Annotated in this window: 13 protein-coding genes and 1 riboswitch; of the genes, 2 read left to right on the forward strand and 11 right to left on the reverse strand. The window is 38.9% G+C overall.

From position 1 onward, the window contains the following. Positions 1–446: 446 nt before the first annotated feature. The 9 genes from thiM to speD form a co-directional block, all read right to left on the reverse strand. The gene (thiM, locus tag P9Q65_RS04315) at positions 447–1,265 is read right to left on the reverse strand and encodes a hydroxyethylthiazole kinase (protein WP_304508115.1); all 819 of its coding nucleotides are present in this window, start codon (positions 1,263–1,265) and stop codon (positions 447–449) included. After that, entirely contained in the window at positions 1,259–1,780 is a 522-nt protein-coding gene (gene thiW, locus P9Q65_RS04320) for an energy coupling factor transporter S component ThiW (RefSeq protein ID WP_304508118.1), read from the reverse strand. The genes thiM and thiW overlap by 7 nt, the downstream gene beginning before the upstream one ends. 190 nt (positions 1,781–1,970) lie before the next feature. Beyond that, positions 1,971–2,068: riboswitch (TPP riboswitch) on the reverse strand. A 279-nt stretch (positions 2,069–2,347) separates the two neighbouring features. Then, a complete protein-coding gene (locus tag P9Q65_RS04325) occupies positions 2,348–3,655 on the reverse strand; it encodes an aspartate kinase (RefSeq protein WP_304508120.1) in 1,308 nt (435 codons plus the stop codon). A gap of 149 nt (positions 3,656–3,804) precedes the next feature. Continuing rightward, positions 3,805–4,935 (reverse strand): carboxynorspermidine decarboxylase, encoded by a 1,131-nt coding sequence (gene nspC, locus P9Q65_RS04330; RefSeq protein WP_304508121.1) that lies wholly within the window; start codon positions 4,933–4,935, stop codon positions 3,805–3,807. Beyond that, positions 4,935–6,137, reverse strand: a complete 1,203-nt coding sequence (locus P9Q65_RS04335; RefSeq protein WP_304508123.1) for a saccharopine dehydrogenase family protein — start codon at positions 6,135–6,137, stop codon at positions 4,935–4,937. The genes nspC and P9Q65_RS04335 overlap by 1 nt, the downstream gene beginning before the upstream one ends. A 13-nt stretch (positions 6,138–6,150) precedes the next feature. Then, entirely contained in the window at positions 6,151–6,999 is an 849-nt protein-coding gene (speB, locus tag P9Q65_RS04340) for an agmatinase (RefSeq protein ID WP_304508124.1), read from the reverse strand. Then, positions 6,992–7,843, reverse strand: coding sequence for a polyamine aminopropyltransferase (gene speE / locus P9Q65_RS04345; RefSeq protein WP_304508126.1), 852 nt, complete (start codon positions 7,841–7,843; stop codon positions 6,992–6,994). Before speE ends, speB begins: the two co-directional genes overlap by 8 nt. Continuing rightward, positions 7,836–9,275 (reverse strand): aminotransferase class I/II-fold pyridoxal phosphate-dependent enzyme, encoded by a 1,440-nt coding sequence (locus P9Q65_RS04350; protein ID WP_304508200.1) that lies wholly within the window; start codon positions 9,273–9,275, stop codon positions 7,836–7,838. Before P9Q65_RS04350 ends, speE begins: the two co-directional genes overlap by 8 nt. Positions 9,276–9,289: 14 nt before the next feature. Next, a complete protein-coding gene (speD, locus tag P9Q65_RS04355) occupies positions 9,290–10,069 on the reverse strand; it encodes an adenosylmethionine decarboxylase (RefSeq protein WP_304508128.1) in 780 nt (259 codons plus the stop codon). A gap of 781 nt (positions 10,070–10,850) precedes the next feature. On the opposite strand from speD, the gene P9Q65_RS04360 reads away from it, so the two are divergent. Continuing rightward, positions 10,851–11,792 carry a LysR family transcriptional regulator gene (locus tag P9Q65_RS04360; RefSeq protein ID WP_304508130.1) on the forward strand — a complete coding sequence of 314 codons (942 nt, stop codon included), beginning with the start codon at positions 10,851–10,853 and terminating at the stop codon, positions 11,790–11,792. A gap of 157 nt (positions 11,793–11,949) precedes the next feature. Beyond that, entirely contained in the window at positions 11,950–12,984 is a 1,035-nt protein-coding gene (tdh, locus tag P9Q65_RS04365; protein WP_304508131.1) for an L-threonine 3-dehydrogenase, read from the forward strand. Between the two features lie 224 nt (positions 12,985–13,208). Here the strand turns inward: tdh and P9Q65_RS04370 are convergent, their stop codons facing one another. Together P9Q65_RS04370 and P9Q65_RS04375 are read right to left on the reverse strand one after the other, a co-directional pair. Next, positions 13,209–15,446 carry a sensor histidine kinase gene (locus P9Q65_RS04370; RefSeq protein ID WP_304508133.1) on the reverse strand — a complete coding sequence of 746 codons (2,238 nt, stop codon included), beginning with the start codon at positions 15,444–15,446 and terminating at the stop codon, positions 13,209–13,211. Then, entirely contained in the window at positions 15,421–16,116 is a 696-nt protein-coding gene (locus P9Q65_RS04375; RefSeq protein ID WP_304508135.1) for a response regulator transcription factor, read from the reverse strand. Before P9Q65_RS04375 ends, P9Q65_RS04370 begins: the two co-directional genes overlap by 26 nt. Between the last annotated feature and the right edge of the window lie 37 nt (positions 16,117–16,153).

Raw genomic sequence — 16,153 nt, forward strand, 5'->3', positions numbered from 1 at the left:
CCTTTTTTCCTACAAAATCCTTATTTAACAAAACACTACATTGTGTTAAGCTTATTTTTTTGACTGCGTTATATAGTAGATTTTCCTTTTTCCCAGCCCCTTATTTAACATCAACGAATTATGTTTAGTAACACTGACAAACCCTCAAATTATTGTATAAAAAAGAGCATATCTGCATTGATATACTCTTTTTTAGTTGTTCCAAACAAAGTTAAAGGGATTGCTGCCACTGGTTTCCCAGGGCAGCTTCTGGAGGATAAATGAATTTCAAAAAAGAGTATTATTGAAAGCACCCTCTTTTTCATGCTAGCAGAAAAAACGTCCCAAAAAGTCTCAAAAAGTCCCAAAACGTCCCAACTTTTTGTTGCAATAAAAAAAGCAGTGTTTTACGGCTATCAACACCGTTATCACTGCTTTTCCTAAATAAAAATATAGTGCAAAATCTTTTAGATTTTCTCTATCCTCATCATTTCACAAATAATCTCAGGGGTAACCAAACTCACTTGATCTATCAAGTGTAGACGAAAAGTCATAGTTCCACCTCTGGCTGCAGCTGTCTTTTCATAAGCCAATTCCCCACAAACGCCCATAGTTACTGTTGATGCCAATGAAGCTTCAAGTATATCATCTGGATTCCCACCGCAAAACGCTCCCAGCATCGCCGTAGACATGCATCCGGAACCCGTTATCTTGGCCATAATTGGGTGCCCGTTCCGTACCAAATAAGCTATTTCTTTGTTTGCTACAATATCAATCGGACCGGATATTACAATAACGCTTTTCATTTTTATGCTAAGCTGTTTTGCCATAGCTGCAATTTCATATACATTATTTTCTGTAATTTTATCGGCTTCCGTAGCATCAACACCCCTTATATCACTTTTGCCCGTGGCGATGGCTTTGATTTCTGAAATATTACCACGTATCACAGAAAATTGCATACTATCAGCCAACTGGCGAAACGTATCTACACGAAACCTTGAACCCCCAACCCCAACAGGATCGATAATAACGGGATGATTTAACTCGTTGCTTCTTCTGCCCGCAGTAATCATTGCATCATTATCGCTTACCGTTCCCATATTTAGAACCAACGCATTTGTTTTACTTGTAATATCTGCAACCTCACGAAAATCATAAGCCATAGTTGGTGATCCGCCGCAGGCAAGTATTATATTGGCGCAATCATTAACTGTCACAAAATTTGTAATGCAATGAACAATCGGGTTTATACGATTTATGTTTTGAAATACTTTATCTAACATGACTGACTCCTTTCGCTTTCTAACGATTGTTTCATTTTTTGTAAATTTCCTGTCTTCTCCAATGATTTAATAAGTACATAGCCTATGACTGCCCCCATTAGCGAAGATGGAATAAAAAACGGTACATATGTAAACATTGAAGTGGGTGGCAGTCCATAGAAATGAACCATAAACGGATAAGATACAATTGCACTAATAATACCTGTCCCAATTACCTCACCCACAACTGCCATGTACAACTTCTGGGTTTTCTTATAACATAGTCCGGAAAGGTATGCACCAATTACTGCACCAATAACCGCAAGTATGGTATTACCGTTAAGTATCATCCGCAAAGTTCCAATTAATAAAGCGCATACAAAACCAAGGGTTGGGCCAAGGATAACTGCCGCAATCACATTAATCATGTGCTGAAAAGGAGCCATCCTTGGGAAATACACAAAGGTGTTGAGCACGTAGCCTAGTGCCACTAACATTGCAAGGGTTGTTTGTTTTTTTAGGTTTATTTTTTTCATTTTACACTCTCTTTCCTATATGATTTTTTTGATGTATAATAAAAAGGCATAGAAAGGAATACACCCGCGGTGGTGCACCCCTTTTTATGCCTTATCAATTTTAAACATAAAAGTTACGTAATTCATATTTAATTTTTTTTGATTATATAATTGCAATAAAAAAGCCTTATCCTAGGGATAAGACATCAAATACTTGACTGATTACACTCCCTACGACAGTATTAACTGACAGGTTCTAAGGGTCAGGTTTTATCCTTCTCAACTAAAATAGTTCCCCCGGTTATAAATTTGTATTTAATTTTCATTCATTATAACACTTTTGGAAAATTCCGTCAATATATTACTAAATCTATATATACAGTTTGTAGTATCAGATATTCAAATTAGACTGGGTAATGCTTAGTGTTATTATCCTTGCACTTATGGCTGCTTTAATGTATGAAGGCATTGCTTTTTTAGAAAAAAAATGTCTTAAATGGCAACAATAAAAAATCTCCTTTGTTTGTTATGACTTTTTCTCGTCAAACATGCAAAGGAGTTTTATTTTTATCATTATTTGTAATAACATCAAACAAATTCTTCATATATTACACGAATTGCATCTGCCATCTCATCCTCTACAACACCAACCCATGTACTTAGCTCCCCACTTCCTTGGTTAATCATCACGACCCCAATACTTTGTCTTTGCAATACTTGAAAAATACGATTCACTGTTTCACGGTTGTGGACTATTCCATATCCAGCCAACACAATGCCTGCAATTCCGTGCTGTGTCGTAAGAGAATAAGAGATATTCCATTTCTCAATTTCTTCCTTAAACTTGTCTTGTACGCTATCAAATCGTTGGGCGTCCACCATCAAACAAACACAATTGATGCCAGATGGAAGGTATTGAAAAGACAAATCACAATTTTGGGCAGCTTGCAATACCCCTTTTACAAATGTTTTATCACGACTTGCCTGTTCTTTCTCCACAACCAATAGACTAAATCCTTTTTTGCCTGCAATACCAGCAAAAATAGCATAATCTTCACGCTGCACTGCATTGCAGGTAATCATGGTACCTGGGTGTTCAGGCAAATTAGTGTTACGGATATTGGTAGGAATACCTGCACGACTTACAGGAAAAACACTATCCTCATGGAGTACCGTAGCTCCCGCACAGCACAATTCATGCATTTCATGATATGTAATATGCTTGATTGGCTTAGGGTTACAAACGATGCGAGGATCTGCCATCAAGAAACCGGAAACATCTGTCCAATTTTCATATATCTCCGCCTGGGCAGCACGAGCCGCAATGGCACCTGTAACATCACTTCCACCACGGGAAAAAACACAAATATTCCCATCAGGAGTGCTTCCATAAAAACCTGGAACCACAACATTTTTATGGGTTTCCATTTTTTTTTGCAATTCAAAATTTGTTTTCTCAGCATCAAAAGTGCCTTTTTCGTCGAAAAAAATAACTTCTGCAGCATCTAAAAATTCAAATTTTAAATAATTTGCCAGTAATAAACCATTTAAAAATTCTCCGCGACTGGCGCAATAATCTGCCGAAGCACCGAATGCCATTTTTTCATTAATTTCATCCAAGGATGCTTCAATATTTAGGGACAACTTTAGCTCAAATGCAATATCCAAATATCTCTGACGAATTTTGTCAAAGGTGGACTGAAAACATTGTCCACTTATCTGCTCATGATAACAACGATATAAAAGATCTGTTACTTTCTCATCTTCGTCAAAACGTTTGCCCGGTGCACTGGGAACGATGATTGTCCGGCGGTCATCTGCCAGAATAATATCACGTACTTTTTGAAACTGTGCCGCATTTGCCAACGAACTTCCACCAAATTTTGCTACAATCATCTTAATTCCCCCTCACCAAGCCACAGAACGGTTAGATTTCCCTCCCGTCCTTATATATAAAAAGATTTTTTATTACGTAAAGAAGTATGTGATATCAAAACATTATTTTAATACTTCGTTAAAAATTATCACAAAAACTCATAAGAATTTTATGAAAGTCGTTCTTTAAAATCATGATAACCAAAAGTTTTAATGATTTTTATATTCTCATCTTCTTGAAGAAGAGCAATGGAAGGTAGACACATGCCGTTAAAGGTATTATTCTTCACCATAGAATAAATTGCCATATCTTCAAAAATCAACTTGTCACCTACAGAAAGAGGATGGCAGAAAGAATAATCTCCAATTACATCTCCAGCCAGGCAGGTGGCGCCTGTCAAACGGTAGGTATACGGTTTTTCCTTTGGCTCACCACTCTGATAAAGGGGCGGACGATAAGGCATTTCAATGACATCAGGCATATGGCAGGCAGCGGATGCATCCAAAAGGGCAATGTCCATACCGTTATGCACAATATCCAACACCGAAGTTACCAAATAGCCTGCATTGAGTGCCACTGCCTCCCCTGGTTCCAAATAAACTTCCACGTTGTATTTTTCTTTGAACCGTAAAATGCAGTCTACTAAAGCGTCCCTATCGTAGTCGGCACGGGTGATATGATGGCCACCGCCAAAATTCACCCACTTCATCTGTGGCAAAAATTCGCCAAACTTTTCTTCCACGGCAGATAATGTTTCGATGAGGGCATCGCTGTTTTGTTCACATAAAGTATGAAAATGCAATCCCTCAATGCCATCCAACAATTCAGGCTTAAAATTTTCTCTGGTTACTCCTAGACGAGACCCTTCTGCGCAGGGATCATAAATACCATGCTCTTGCGTGGAATGTTGGGGATTGATGCGAATACCACAACTTTTCCCTGTGGCAAGGGCTTTACCCCCATATTTTTCCCACTGTGCAAAGGAATTAAAGGAAATATGATCGCAAATTTTTACAACCTCGTCAAACTCCTTTTCCATATATGCCGCAGAAAAAACATGGTTTTCCTTACCCATTTCCTCAAATCCAAGCTTTGCTTCAAATAAGCCGCTGGCAGTTGTCCCGTCAAGATAACGTCCAATTAAGGGATACACCGTAAACATGGAAAATGCTTTTTGTGCCAGCAAAATTTTACAGCCGGCACGTTCAGCAATATCCCTCAAAATAATGAGATTCTGAATCAAACGTTTTTCATCAACAACATAGCAGGGCGTTTCCACAGAATATAACACCTTATCCATTAGTCTACCAACTCGGGATTAAAATCTTCAACCCAAGGCAATCCCCATTTATTCAATGCCTCCATGAAAGGATCGGGATCAAACTCTTCCATATTCCAAACACCTGGTTGATTCCATTTGCCATTCATCACAAGCATTGCGCCAATCATAGCAGGCACACCAGTAGTATAGGAGATCGCCTGACTACCTACTTCTTTATAGCACTCCTGATGGTCACAAATATTATACAAGTAATAAGTTTTTTCCTTGCCATCCTTTACGCCCTGGAAGATACATCCGATATTTGTCTTCCCTACAGTACGAGGACCAAGGCTTGCAGGATCAGGCAATACAGCTTTCAAAAATTGCAAAGGCACAATCTGCTTACCTTCAAATTCAATAGGTTCAATGGATGTCATACCTACGTTTTCTAAACATTTGAGATGTGTCAAATAGCTCTGTCCAAATGTCATGAAGAAACGAATACGTTTAATTCCCTTTATATTTAAGCCCAAACTTTCCAGCTCTTCATGGTGTAGCAAATACATATCCTTCTTACCAACCTCTGCAAAGTCATACTCACGCTTGATTTCCATGGGTTCCGTTTCTACCCATTCGCCATTTTCCCAATAACTGCCGTTGGCTGTTACTTCTCTGATATTAATTTCTGGGTTAAAGTTGGTTGCAAAAGGATAGCCATGATCACCACCGTTGCAGTCAAGAATATCGATATAATTGATTTCATCAAACTGATGCTTCATGGCATAAGCAGAGAAAACACCTGTAACACCGGGGTCAAAACCACTGCCCAACAATGCACAGATACCCGCTTCCTTGAATTTTTCACGGTATGCCCACTGCCATTTATATTCAAATTTTGCAGTATCCAAGGGTTCATAGTTTGCAGTGTCCACATAATGTGTTTTTGTAGCTAGGCAGGCATCCATAATAGTCAAATCCTGATAAGGTAAAGCAAGGTTCAAAACCACGTCGGGCTGAAATTCATTGATTAATGCAACCAACTCCTCCACATTGTCCGCATCCACCTCGGCTGTTTGAATCTTTGTTTTCGTTGTACCCTCAAGCTTTACTTTCAACGCATCACATTTGGATTTGGTGCGGCTGGCAATCATAATTTCCTCAAAAACCTCACTGTTTTGGCAACATTTGTGGATTGCAACACTGGCAACACCGCCACAACCGATAATCATACATTTTCCCATTTTTCTGTCTCCTTTACTTTGTAATTTGCAATAAGATCTCTCGTGTAATTTTACAAGCAACGGCAGTGGAACTACCGCTTTGATCATAGTGGGGGGAAAGCTCATTAATATCACAGCCCACAATATTTAATTGGTTCAACTGCAAAACGGCTTCCATTAACTCTTTAAAAGGGATCCCTCCTGCTTCGGGTGTACCTGTACCACAAAATATGGAGGGGTCTAAAACATCTAAATCTAGTGTAAAATATACCGGCTTGCCCTTCAGTTTGGCAACGGTTTCAGAAAACCCGGTAAGATCGAATTTGTGCATAAAGGTATGCTTTTTGGCAAAATCAAATTCATATTTTTCCCCACTACGGATACCAAACTGATGGATTCTACCATCACCCACAAGGTTCCATACCTGTTTGATTACCGTAGAATGAGAAAGGGTCTCTCCCAAATAATCTGTACGCAGGTCTGTGTGGGCATCAAAATGGATGATATGCACATCAGGATACCGCTCCACCACGGCACGTACTGCTCCAAGTGTAATGAGATGCTCTCCTCCTAGCATAACAAAGCGTTTGTCATCCCCGAGAATTTGTGCGGCATAGTTTTGGGTCATTTCCAGTACCCTTTCGGTGTTTCCAAAGGGAAGTTCCAAATCCCCTCCGTCAAAAATTTCATAATCCGCAACATCACGATCACAGTAAGGGGAATAGGTTTCAAGCCCAAAGGATTCATTGCGGATAGCCGAAGGGCCAAAACGTGTGCCCGGTCGAAAGGAAGTCGTCCCGTCAAAGGGCACACCAAACAATACAACTTCCGCTTCCTCATACCCAGCGTCACACCCTAAAAAAGTTTGTATGTTTTTATTCATCCTTTAGCATCTCCTTTACATAAGTGGGTAAGCCAAAAGCACCAGCATGCAGTTCAGTATTATAGTACTTGGTTTTGATACCCAAAGCATTCCATTCTTCTGTTTTTAAGTCACTCATTGGATGTAGCGTTTTTGAAGCAAACCCAAACAGCCAGTGCCCCGAAGGGTATGTTGGGATATGAGCCTGATATACATAACCCATAGGAAATACGTGGGATATGCGCTTATGGGCAGATTTCATGGCCTTTGCATCCTCTTCATAAAACGGGCTTTCATGCTGATTGATGAGAATCCCTTGTTCCGTAAGGGCACGACAGCAATTTCCGTAAAACTCTTTGGTAAAAAGCACTTCACCGGGGCCAAACGGATCTGTAGAATCCACTATAATAAGGTCATATGCTTTGTCTGTATGTCGCACAAATTTCAGCCCATCCTGAAAATGCAACTGTACTCTAGCATCCTCAAAGCCACAAGCTGTTTGGGGCAAAAATTCCTTGCAAACCGCTACCACACGTTCATCAATTTCCACAACGTCAATATGCTCTATTTGACTGTACTTTCCAAGCTCTCGCACCACTCCGCCATCTCCTGCGCCAATAACCAAAACATTTTTCATATTCGGATTAATCGCCATGGCAGGATGGGTAATCATTTCGTGATATATAAATTCATCACGCTCCGTGAGCATCATAATCCCATCCAAGGTTAAAAAACGGCCAAATTCAGGAGATTCAAACACCGATATTTTCTGATATTTGCTTTCTTCGTAGTGAATCTGACGAAAAACCTTCACAGAGAACCTCACATTTGGCGTATGATATTCGCTGTACCATAAATCATCCATTTTCTTCTCCTTTCCATACGTTCAGTCGACTGATATCCATGCTTTCCGGCCCCGTAACCACGCATCCTTTTTCCTTTGCATATTGGATGTATTCAATGATTTCCCGGGTAATACGTTCCCCCGGCGCAAGGATGGGAATACCCGGCGGATAGCACATAACAAACTCTGTGCAAACTCTGCCATCACATTTGTCCAAAGGAAGGCTTACTTTATCTGCATAAAACGCTTCCTGCGGTGAAATAACAACGACAGGACTGATGTATTCCGTATCCAACATATCTTTATTGTCTTTTTTATAAATTCGTCTTATTTCTGAGAGGGCACTAATAAGCCGCTCAATATTTTTATTTTTATCCCCTACAGAAATGTAAGCGAGAATGTTTCCTAAATCACCAAACTCAATTTGAATACCATATTCATCACGAAGCAAATCGTAAACCTCAATCCCTGCAAGTCCCAATTTCAAAGTATTCACAGAAAGCTTTGTGGTATCATAGTCAAACACACTATCCCCATTGATCAACTCTTTGGAATAGGCATAATAATCGCCAATGGCATTGATTTCATCCCTAGCATACTGGGCAAAATTCTTTACTTTTTCAAAGGTTTCTTCTCCCCACAGTGCTAAGTTCCTTCTCGATATATCTAAGCTGGAAAGCAAAAGATAGGAACCACTGGTGGTTTGAGTGAGATTAATAATTTTCCTGACGTAGTTGGCATTTGTCTCTTCACCGCAAAGTAATAAAGAACTTTGGGTAAGAGACCCACCGGATTTGTGCATACTTACCGCTGCCATATCCGCTCCCGCCGCCATGGCAGAAATGGGCATATCTTTACCGAAGTAAAAATGGGTGCCATGGGCCTCGTCCACAAGGACATGCAACCCATTTTCATGAGCAATTTGGGTAATTTGCTTTAAATCAGAGCAAATACCGTAGTATGTTGGATTATTTACCAAAATAGCTTTGGCATTAGGATGCTCCAGAATTGTCTGTTTTACATCATCGAGAGACATTCCCAGTGCAATTCCCAGCTTTTTGTTCATTTGAGGATTAATGTAAACAGGAACCGCACCGCAAAGCACCAAAGCATTAATCACACTTTGGTGAACATTTCTGGGTAAAATGATTTCCTCCCCACTTTTTACACTGGCAAGTATCATAGTCTGCACCGCAGAAGTTGTGCCTCCCACCATAAAAAATGCATGAGCTGCACCAAAAGCTTCAGCCGCAAGTTCCTCCGCCTCTTTAATTACGCTAACAGGATGGCAAAGATTATCTAGAGGCTTCATTGAATTTACATCTACAGACAGACATTTCTCGCCCAAAAAATCTGTCAATTGTGGATTTCCTTTCCCGTGCTTATGCCCCGGTACATCAAAGGGTACCAGACGATCATGGCGCATCCTTTCCAGCGCTTCCATAAGTGGCATTTTACTCTGATCCTTCAAAGCTTCACCCCCTGATAAATGTTGGAACCACTAAATATTTCAATCATTTCCTGACGCAATGCGTTTGTAATATCCAAACGGATTTTGGGCGGGATTTCATATACATCCGAATTAAACAAATAATTTTGCAACACCAAATCCTTGATGAGCATTTTCGTGTGAAAAATATTGGATTGATAAATATTTACATCAATGGCATCATACTTTTGGAGAATATCATTGTGAATATAATCCTGAATGGAGGTAATATTGTGGTCTATAAACAGCTTTTGTCCCTCCAAATCACGGGTAAACCCTCGAACACGATAATCCATGGTAATAATGTCAGAATCGAAGCTCCCAATCAGAAAATCCAAAGTGGAAAGGGGTGTAATTTCACCACACGTTGCCACATCAATATCCACACGAAAGGTTGCAATAGAAGTTTCCGGGTGATATTCAGGATAAGTGTGCACGGTAACATGGCTTTTATCCAAATGAGCCACAACGGTTTCGCCGCTGCGGGCTTTTGCCATATTCACCTCCGCAATCAGAAACGTTACACTTGCGCCTTGTGGTTCGTAATCTTGCTTCGAGATATTTAAAACCGTTGCCCCAATCATTTCCGTAAGCTTCGTTAAAATTGCAGTCAACCGCTCCGAATTATACTGCTCATTGATATACTTGATATAATCTTGCTGCTCTCTTGCCGTCTTGGCATAGCAGATATCGTAAATATTAAAACTTAAAGATTTTGTAAGATTATTAAAACCATACAATTTCATTTTATCTACCATTTTGAAATCCCCCAAACAAAAAAGATGCACCACAGTTATACTATGGCACATCTTATAAATCGCTCAATTCAAATGGGTTTCAAGCCAAAAACCTACACCTCTACCATTGCAATAGAGCGCTTTCGCCTGTTACCTAAATATTTTCAGAGTCTATATAGTAAGAACTACTTTTACTACTCTTATTATTGACCGTTTCACAAGTGTGTACCCTAGTACACTTGGTTATGAAGTAACCAACTGGCAATTGAGTTGCCAACTTATAAAAGTTGCGCTCTTAACGCAATCAATAATGTGAAGAAATGCTTCACAATCGGCAGTTGACCCGGCTGTCCGTATGGCCTTAAGCTTCAAAAAGAAACTGGTCAAAAGTGTTCTCGCTATATGCGAACTAAAACAGGGTTATTTTAAAGCATAACAAATGGTTTTGTCAAGTTTTTTTACAAAAAAAAATATTTTTCTACAATGGAAATGATATCCAATCCAACTTCATTAAATTATACTAAGGCACGAACTGCTGCGACCAGGCTCATTTTTTCACTCAAAAATATGATTCCCTTTAAATTTTTAAGTATGTAAGAAATCTCGTCGTTTTGAAATTAAGTTGAACCATGTACTCTGACATGAAATTTTATTCTTTTCAAAAAGTGCAAAGCTCATCAACTAAAATGCAATGACTTTTTATGTATTACAAATTATCTCTCCGCTGGTTTACATCGTTTTTTTGTGCTATAATAAATCATATTAAGCGAATTTATGATGGAATACTTAAAGGGGATTCAATATGCAATTTAAAGCATTGGAATACTTGGAAGCAATCTATAAATATAAAAATTTCACAAAAGCAGCCGAAGCTCTTTTCGTCTCTCAACCTGCTATTTCTGCGGCAATTCGCAAGCTGGAAGCAGAGTTTAATGTAAGGCTTATCATAAGAACCCCGAAAAAAGTTCTATTTACGCCCGAAGGGGAAGCTTTTATTGCCAAAATCAGCCCCATTCTGGAAGAATTGCGCTCCATTGAAGCAGATATGCTGGCAAAGAATCACAGCCAAAAAAGAACCCTTCGTCTGGGACTTTCTCCCACTGCTCCTCCCGATATTGTTCATGGCATATATCAGGATTTTTTGCCATCATTGGCTGAAAACGAAGAAGTCTTTTTTGATGAAGGGGGTGCCTATTACCACCTTGCAAAAATCGCAAGTGGTGAAGTCGACGTTGCAATTAACGTAATTCCCGAGGATATTTCAAAATTCCCCGTTGCATCTATCCCTTTATTCCGACAGGAAATTTGCCTTTTAATACGGGAAGACAGCAAACTGGCTGAATATGACAAAATCCCGATACAGTTGCTAAGCTCCACCCCAATTACCAGCCTGGGCGCCTCATCCTATTTGCCAAAACGATTGGAAATGGAAGCCGCAAAAAGAAATATTCATTTGAAAGTCGCCTCGAAACATCTACATCAGACAAGCTATATCGAAGAGATCCTTTTAGGCGGCAGTTCCGGTATTATTAACGTGGATAGTAACCATATACCTCGCGCCCTATATGCTCATAAAACATTGGTGACTAGACCATTTCAAGACCCGATGTTTCTTGATATTGGCATTTTGTATCAAAAAAAAGGGCATTTGCAACCCTTAACGCAAAGAGTTCTTACTTTTATTCAGGAAACAGCAAAGCTTTCCATACAAGCAGATCATAATGAAGATACCCCTCCGAAATAATTTTTTTCGGAGGTTTTTTGTATTACACAAATTAATAATAAATAAAATTTATGATATAAAAATATTTATGTATTGTACAATTCCACATACACCTTTTAAAATAAAAGAAAAGTGATTTGTTATTTTATCTAATTTTTTTTACAAAGGAGGAAAAATAATGACCCAAATGATGAAATGTGTTATTAAAGAAAAACCTGAAGCTGGCGCATTGGTGCTAACCGAAAGACCAATTCCCTCATATGGTGCGAATGATATCCTTGTAAAGGTGAAAGCCACCGCTGTTTGCGGAACCGATGTGCACATTATGGAATGGAATGAATGGTCTCAAAAACGACTGACTCCCCCTACTATTATTGGACATGAGTTTGCAGGAGAAGTGGTTGCAGTCGGCGACAATGTTTCCACAATTAAAATCGGTGATTTAATTTCAGCTGAAACCCATATCGTTTGCAACTCCTGCGCCCTTTGCCACAATGGATACGAGCATGTTTGCCCAAACACCAAAACAATTGGTGTGGCACGGGATGGCTGCTTCGCTGAATATATTGCAATTCCTGCTGAAAATGCAGTAGTATATAACCCATCTACACCTGTGGAAATCGTGTCTATTATGGAACCCTTCGGCGTAGCCGTTCACGCTGCAATGGAATTCCCCGTTGCCGGTAAAATTGTTATGGTAAATGGATGTGGCCCTATTGGTGTTATGGCAGTCGCTGTTGCAAAAAAATGTGGTGCAGCAAAAGTATTTGCTGTTGAACTCAATAAACAGCGTGCAGAATTGGCATTAAAAATGGGGGCAGATGAAGTTTTAAACCCTATGGAAATAGATGTAGTAAAGGCGATCAAAGAAAAAACACCTTATGGCGTTGATGTTGTAATTGAATTCACAGGAAATATCCGAGCAATCAAAACCGCTATTGAATGTATGGCTCCCGAAGGAAAAATGGCGGCAGCCGGCCTGCCCGATGGTTCTGTTGATTTTAACTTCTCAGAATTTGTTTACAGTGGCAAAGTCATCAAAGGCATTGCCGGAAGATTGATGTATAAAACATGGGAAGACGCCAAAGGCCTTATTGCAGGAGGATTGGATCTCTCCCCTATTATCACACACACACTTCCCTTGGAAGAATTCCAAGAGGGGCTACGCTTGATGAAAAGCGGTGAATGCTGCAAAACGATTTTAATCCCTTAAATTATAAAGTACTTTCCCTTACCGTTCAGATAAAATCTTTAATTTACAAAAGAAAACTTTAATGCAGAAACTAAGAGTGCCGACAAAGTCGACACTCTTAGTTTCTGCATTATTAAATTGAAACCCAAAGGACAAACACTAAAGTTATGGAAACGCCCAATTTGCTACAAAAGGCTTATAACCTCTCCAAATAAAGCACCTTTTCCCTTGGGTTTAAAAAACAATTACAACGTTTCTTCTTCACCCTCATTCACAAACAGTTCCTCATTGTCCTCCCAAAGGGGCATACTAACAATTGCCTTAAACAAATCGCCATCCACCTTAACGCCAAAGGTACCTCCTTGGGCTTCTACCAAGCTTTGGGCAATAGAAAGCCCCAGTCCGGAGCCTTCCGTGGTTCTAGAAGCATCTCCTCGAACAAATCTGTCTGTTAATCTTGTTTCATCAAAATCAATGGGGGCTGCAGAAATATTTTTCATAACCAAAATCCCACGTCCCTCAGCCTGAAATATATCAATATATACCCGGGAATTAGGTAGAGAATATTTCACTGCATTGGAAACCAGATTCTCCAATATCCTCCATAGGTGTCTGCCATCAGCTAAGATATACAAAGGTTCTGGGCAACTTACTTTCATTTCCAACCCTGCTGCCTCTATTTTTTCTTCCAATTCACCGATGGCCTGCAACATGATCTGGCGATAATCCACACGCATTGCTTCAACGGTAATATTTCCGCTGGAAACCTTGCTTGCTTCAATTAAATCTTCAATCAGCTGCTTCAAGCGATAAGATTTTTCATATAATATCTCAACATACGCCGATGCCGATTGATTTTCCAACTTAAGGTTTCGCAGCAAATCAACATAAGAAATAATGGAGGTAAGAGGCGTTTTTAAATCATGAGAAACATTTGTAATTAATTCTGTTTTCATCCTTTCCCCTTTTACAGCATCCTCCACGGAGTTTTTCAAGCCGTCCTGAATGTTTGCTATATCTTTTGCAAAATTGATAAAAGAAGGTGAAATTTCCTCCAAATTTAATTTATATTGCAAATTACCTTTTGAGGTTTCTCTGGCTGAAATCATAATTCTTTTCAAGGAACGCAGTGCCCTTAGAAAGAAAAACATGCAAACACCATTAAACACAAATAAACCGATCATACACAAAAAACAAATAATAAAATATTCCATTTGTGCACTAAAAATAACCATGCCCATAATTGCACAGTTCCCCAGCCCGTAGCAAAGCATAACAAATATCAACCATCCACGGAAGGTTTTCCCTGTAAATAATTCAGATAAACGGCGAATGGTTACAGATATCCATGTATTTCGTAAAAATATTTTCCCTTTCATTTGTCTTGCTACAGACGTAACATAGGAAGTTATTAATGCGATATTGCAAAAATAAATCACACCTAATATCGTGGTAAAGATATACGCCCAAAAAATAGCTGTTTCATTTAGAATGCTTGACAAGAGAGCAAGCCCCAAGAAAAAGGAAATCATCATCAGCCCACATACGAATAAGAAGTGAATTTCATTGTATATTTTATCTACCACCAGATAGGTGATTTTTCCTCCCTTTTCATTTTGTCCCGCAACACGAACCAAATAGACGAAACAAAAAATAAAGAGCAGCGTTGATCCCGTAAACACACCAAACAATATGGGTAATCCCGATTTGGCAAAAACGTATTCCTGCCCCAAATTATAAAACGCATCTCCAACGACAAAAGGATCACGGATTCCTGCATAAATTTTATAATCGCTATCTTCCATAAATGAATTGTTTTGGATATAGGGCGTAACTCCAATGTTGTCACTGCTAAAGCCTGAAGAAAGAACAACAGTACGTTCAATATTACTCATTTCACCTCGGGTAGTATTACCTGATATCACGTTACCTTGACTATCTTCTACATAATATAAAAAATTGACAATACCATTAAAATAACGCACACTTCTCTTATATTCATCCACCTGATTTTGAATATACATTTTTCGATATAAAGGCAACCGACTTTCCACTAGCTCTTTGTACTCATTAAAATTATTTTCCAAAGAACTGGGAATACTGCCATGAATAATTAATCCATCAAAGTTTTCGTTAATAGATGTATTTCCGGTAATAATGCCATCTTTAATACCATAATATCGTTTAAAATCTTGAATTAACTCTTCTTTATCAATCAAGGCACCACTTAAAATGCGGTTCTCATTGCGATAATAAACATCCGCTTTTATAACCTCATCCAATGCCTCTGCAAACTGGCTTTTAAACTCATATGTATCATATATGGATTTTGCCTCAATAATACTTCTATCCCAATGATTGGAAATGTTTGCCGCTACAATACCACAAAAAAAGTTGGCCATAGCACAAATAAATAATAATACAACAATGGCTACCTTACATTTTGTTTGATAACATCTAAATTTTTTCGATTTTGTATCCAATACCCCACACCACCTTTAGATATCTGGGCTCTTTTGGGTTAATTTCAATTTTTTCTCTAATACGGCGGATATGTACCGAAACAGTATTTTCAGGAGCAAAAGAAAGTTCATTCCAAACTTTTTCATAAATTTGATCAATGGAAAAAACCTTGCCTGCATTTTCCATCAACAGCTGAAGAATTCCGTATTCCGTAGCTGTAAGCTTAACCGGTTCACCATGGACACGAACTTCTTTTGCATCCTTATCCAGCTCAAGCTCCCCGATTTTTATCACATTGCTTTTTTCCGCAATACTACCAAGGGCTGTGTAGCGACGCATCTGGCTTTTTACCCGCGCCAAAAGCTCCAGTGGATTAAACGGCTTCGTGATATAATCATCGGCACCAAAATTTAACCCCAAAATTTTATCTGTATCTTCAGATTTTGCTGAAAGAATAATAATAGGTATATTTAACGTTTCCCTTATTTTAACCGTTGTATTTAAGCCATCTAATTTGGGCATCATAATATCCAGTAAAATTAAGTGTATTTCATTTTCCTCCAAAATCTTTAAAGCCTCCAGTCCGTTATAGGCTTTAATCACATGATAACCTTCTTGCTTTAAATAAATTTCAATTGCGTCAACAATTGATTTATCATCATCACAAACCAAAATATTGAATTTTTCCATCAGAAGTACCCCCATTTCCCAAAACTAGTCTATTTTA

Source organism: Anaerotignum sp. (genome assembly GCF_030625865.1).
Lineage (GTDB): Bacteria > Bacillota > Clostridia > Lachnospirales > Anaerotignaceae > Chakrabartyella.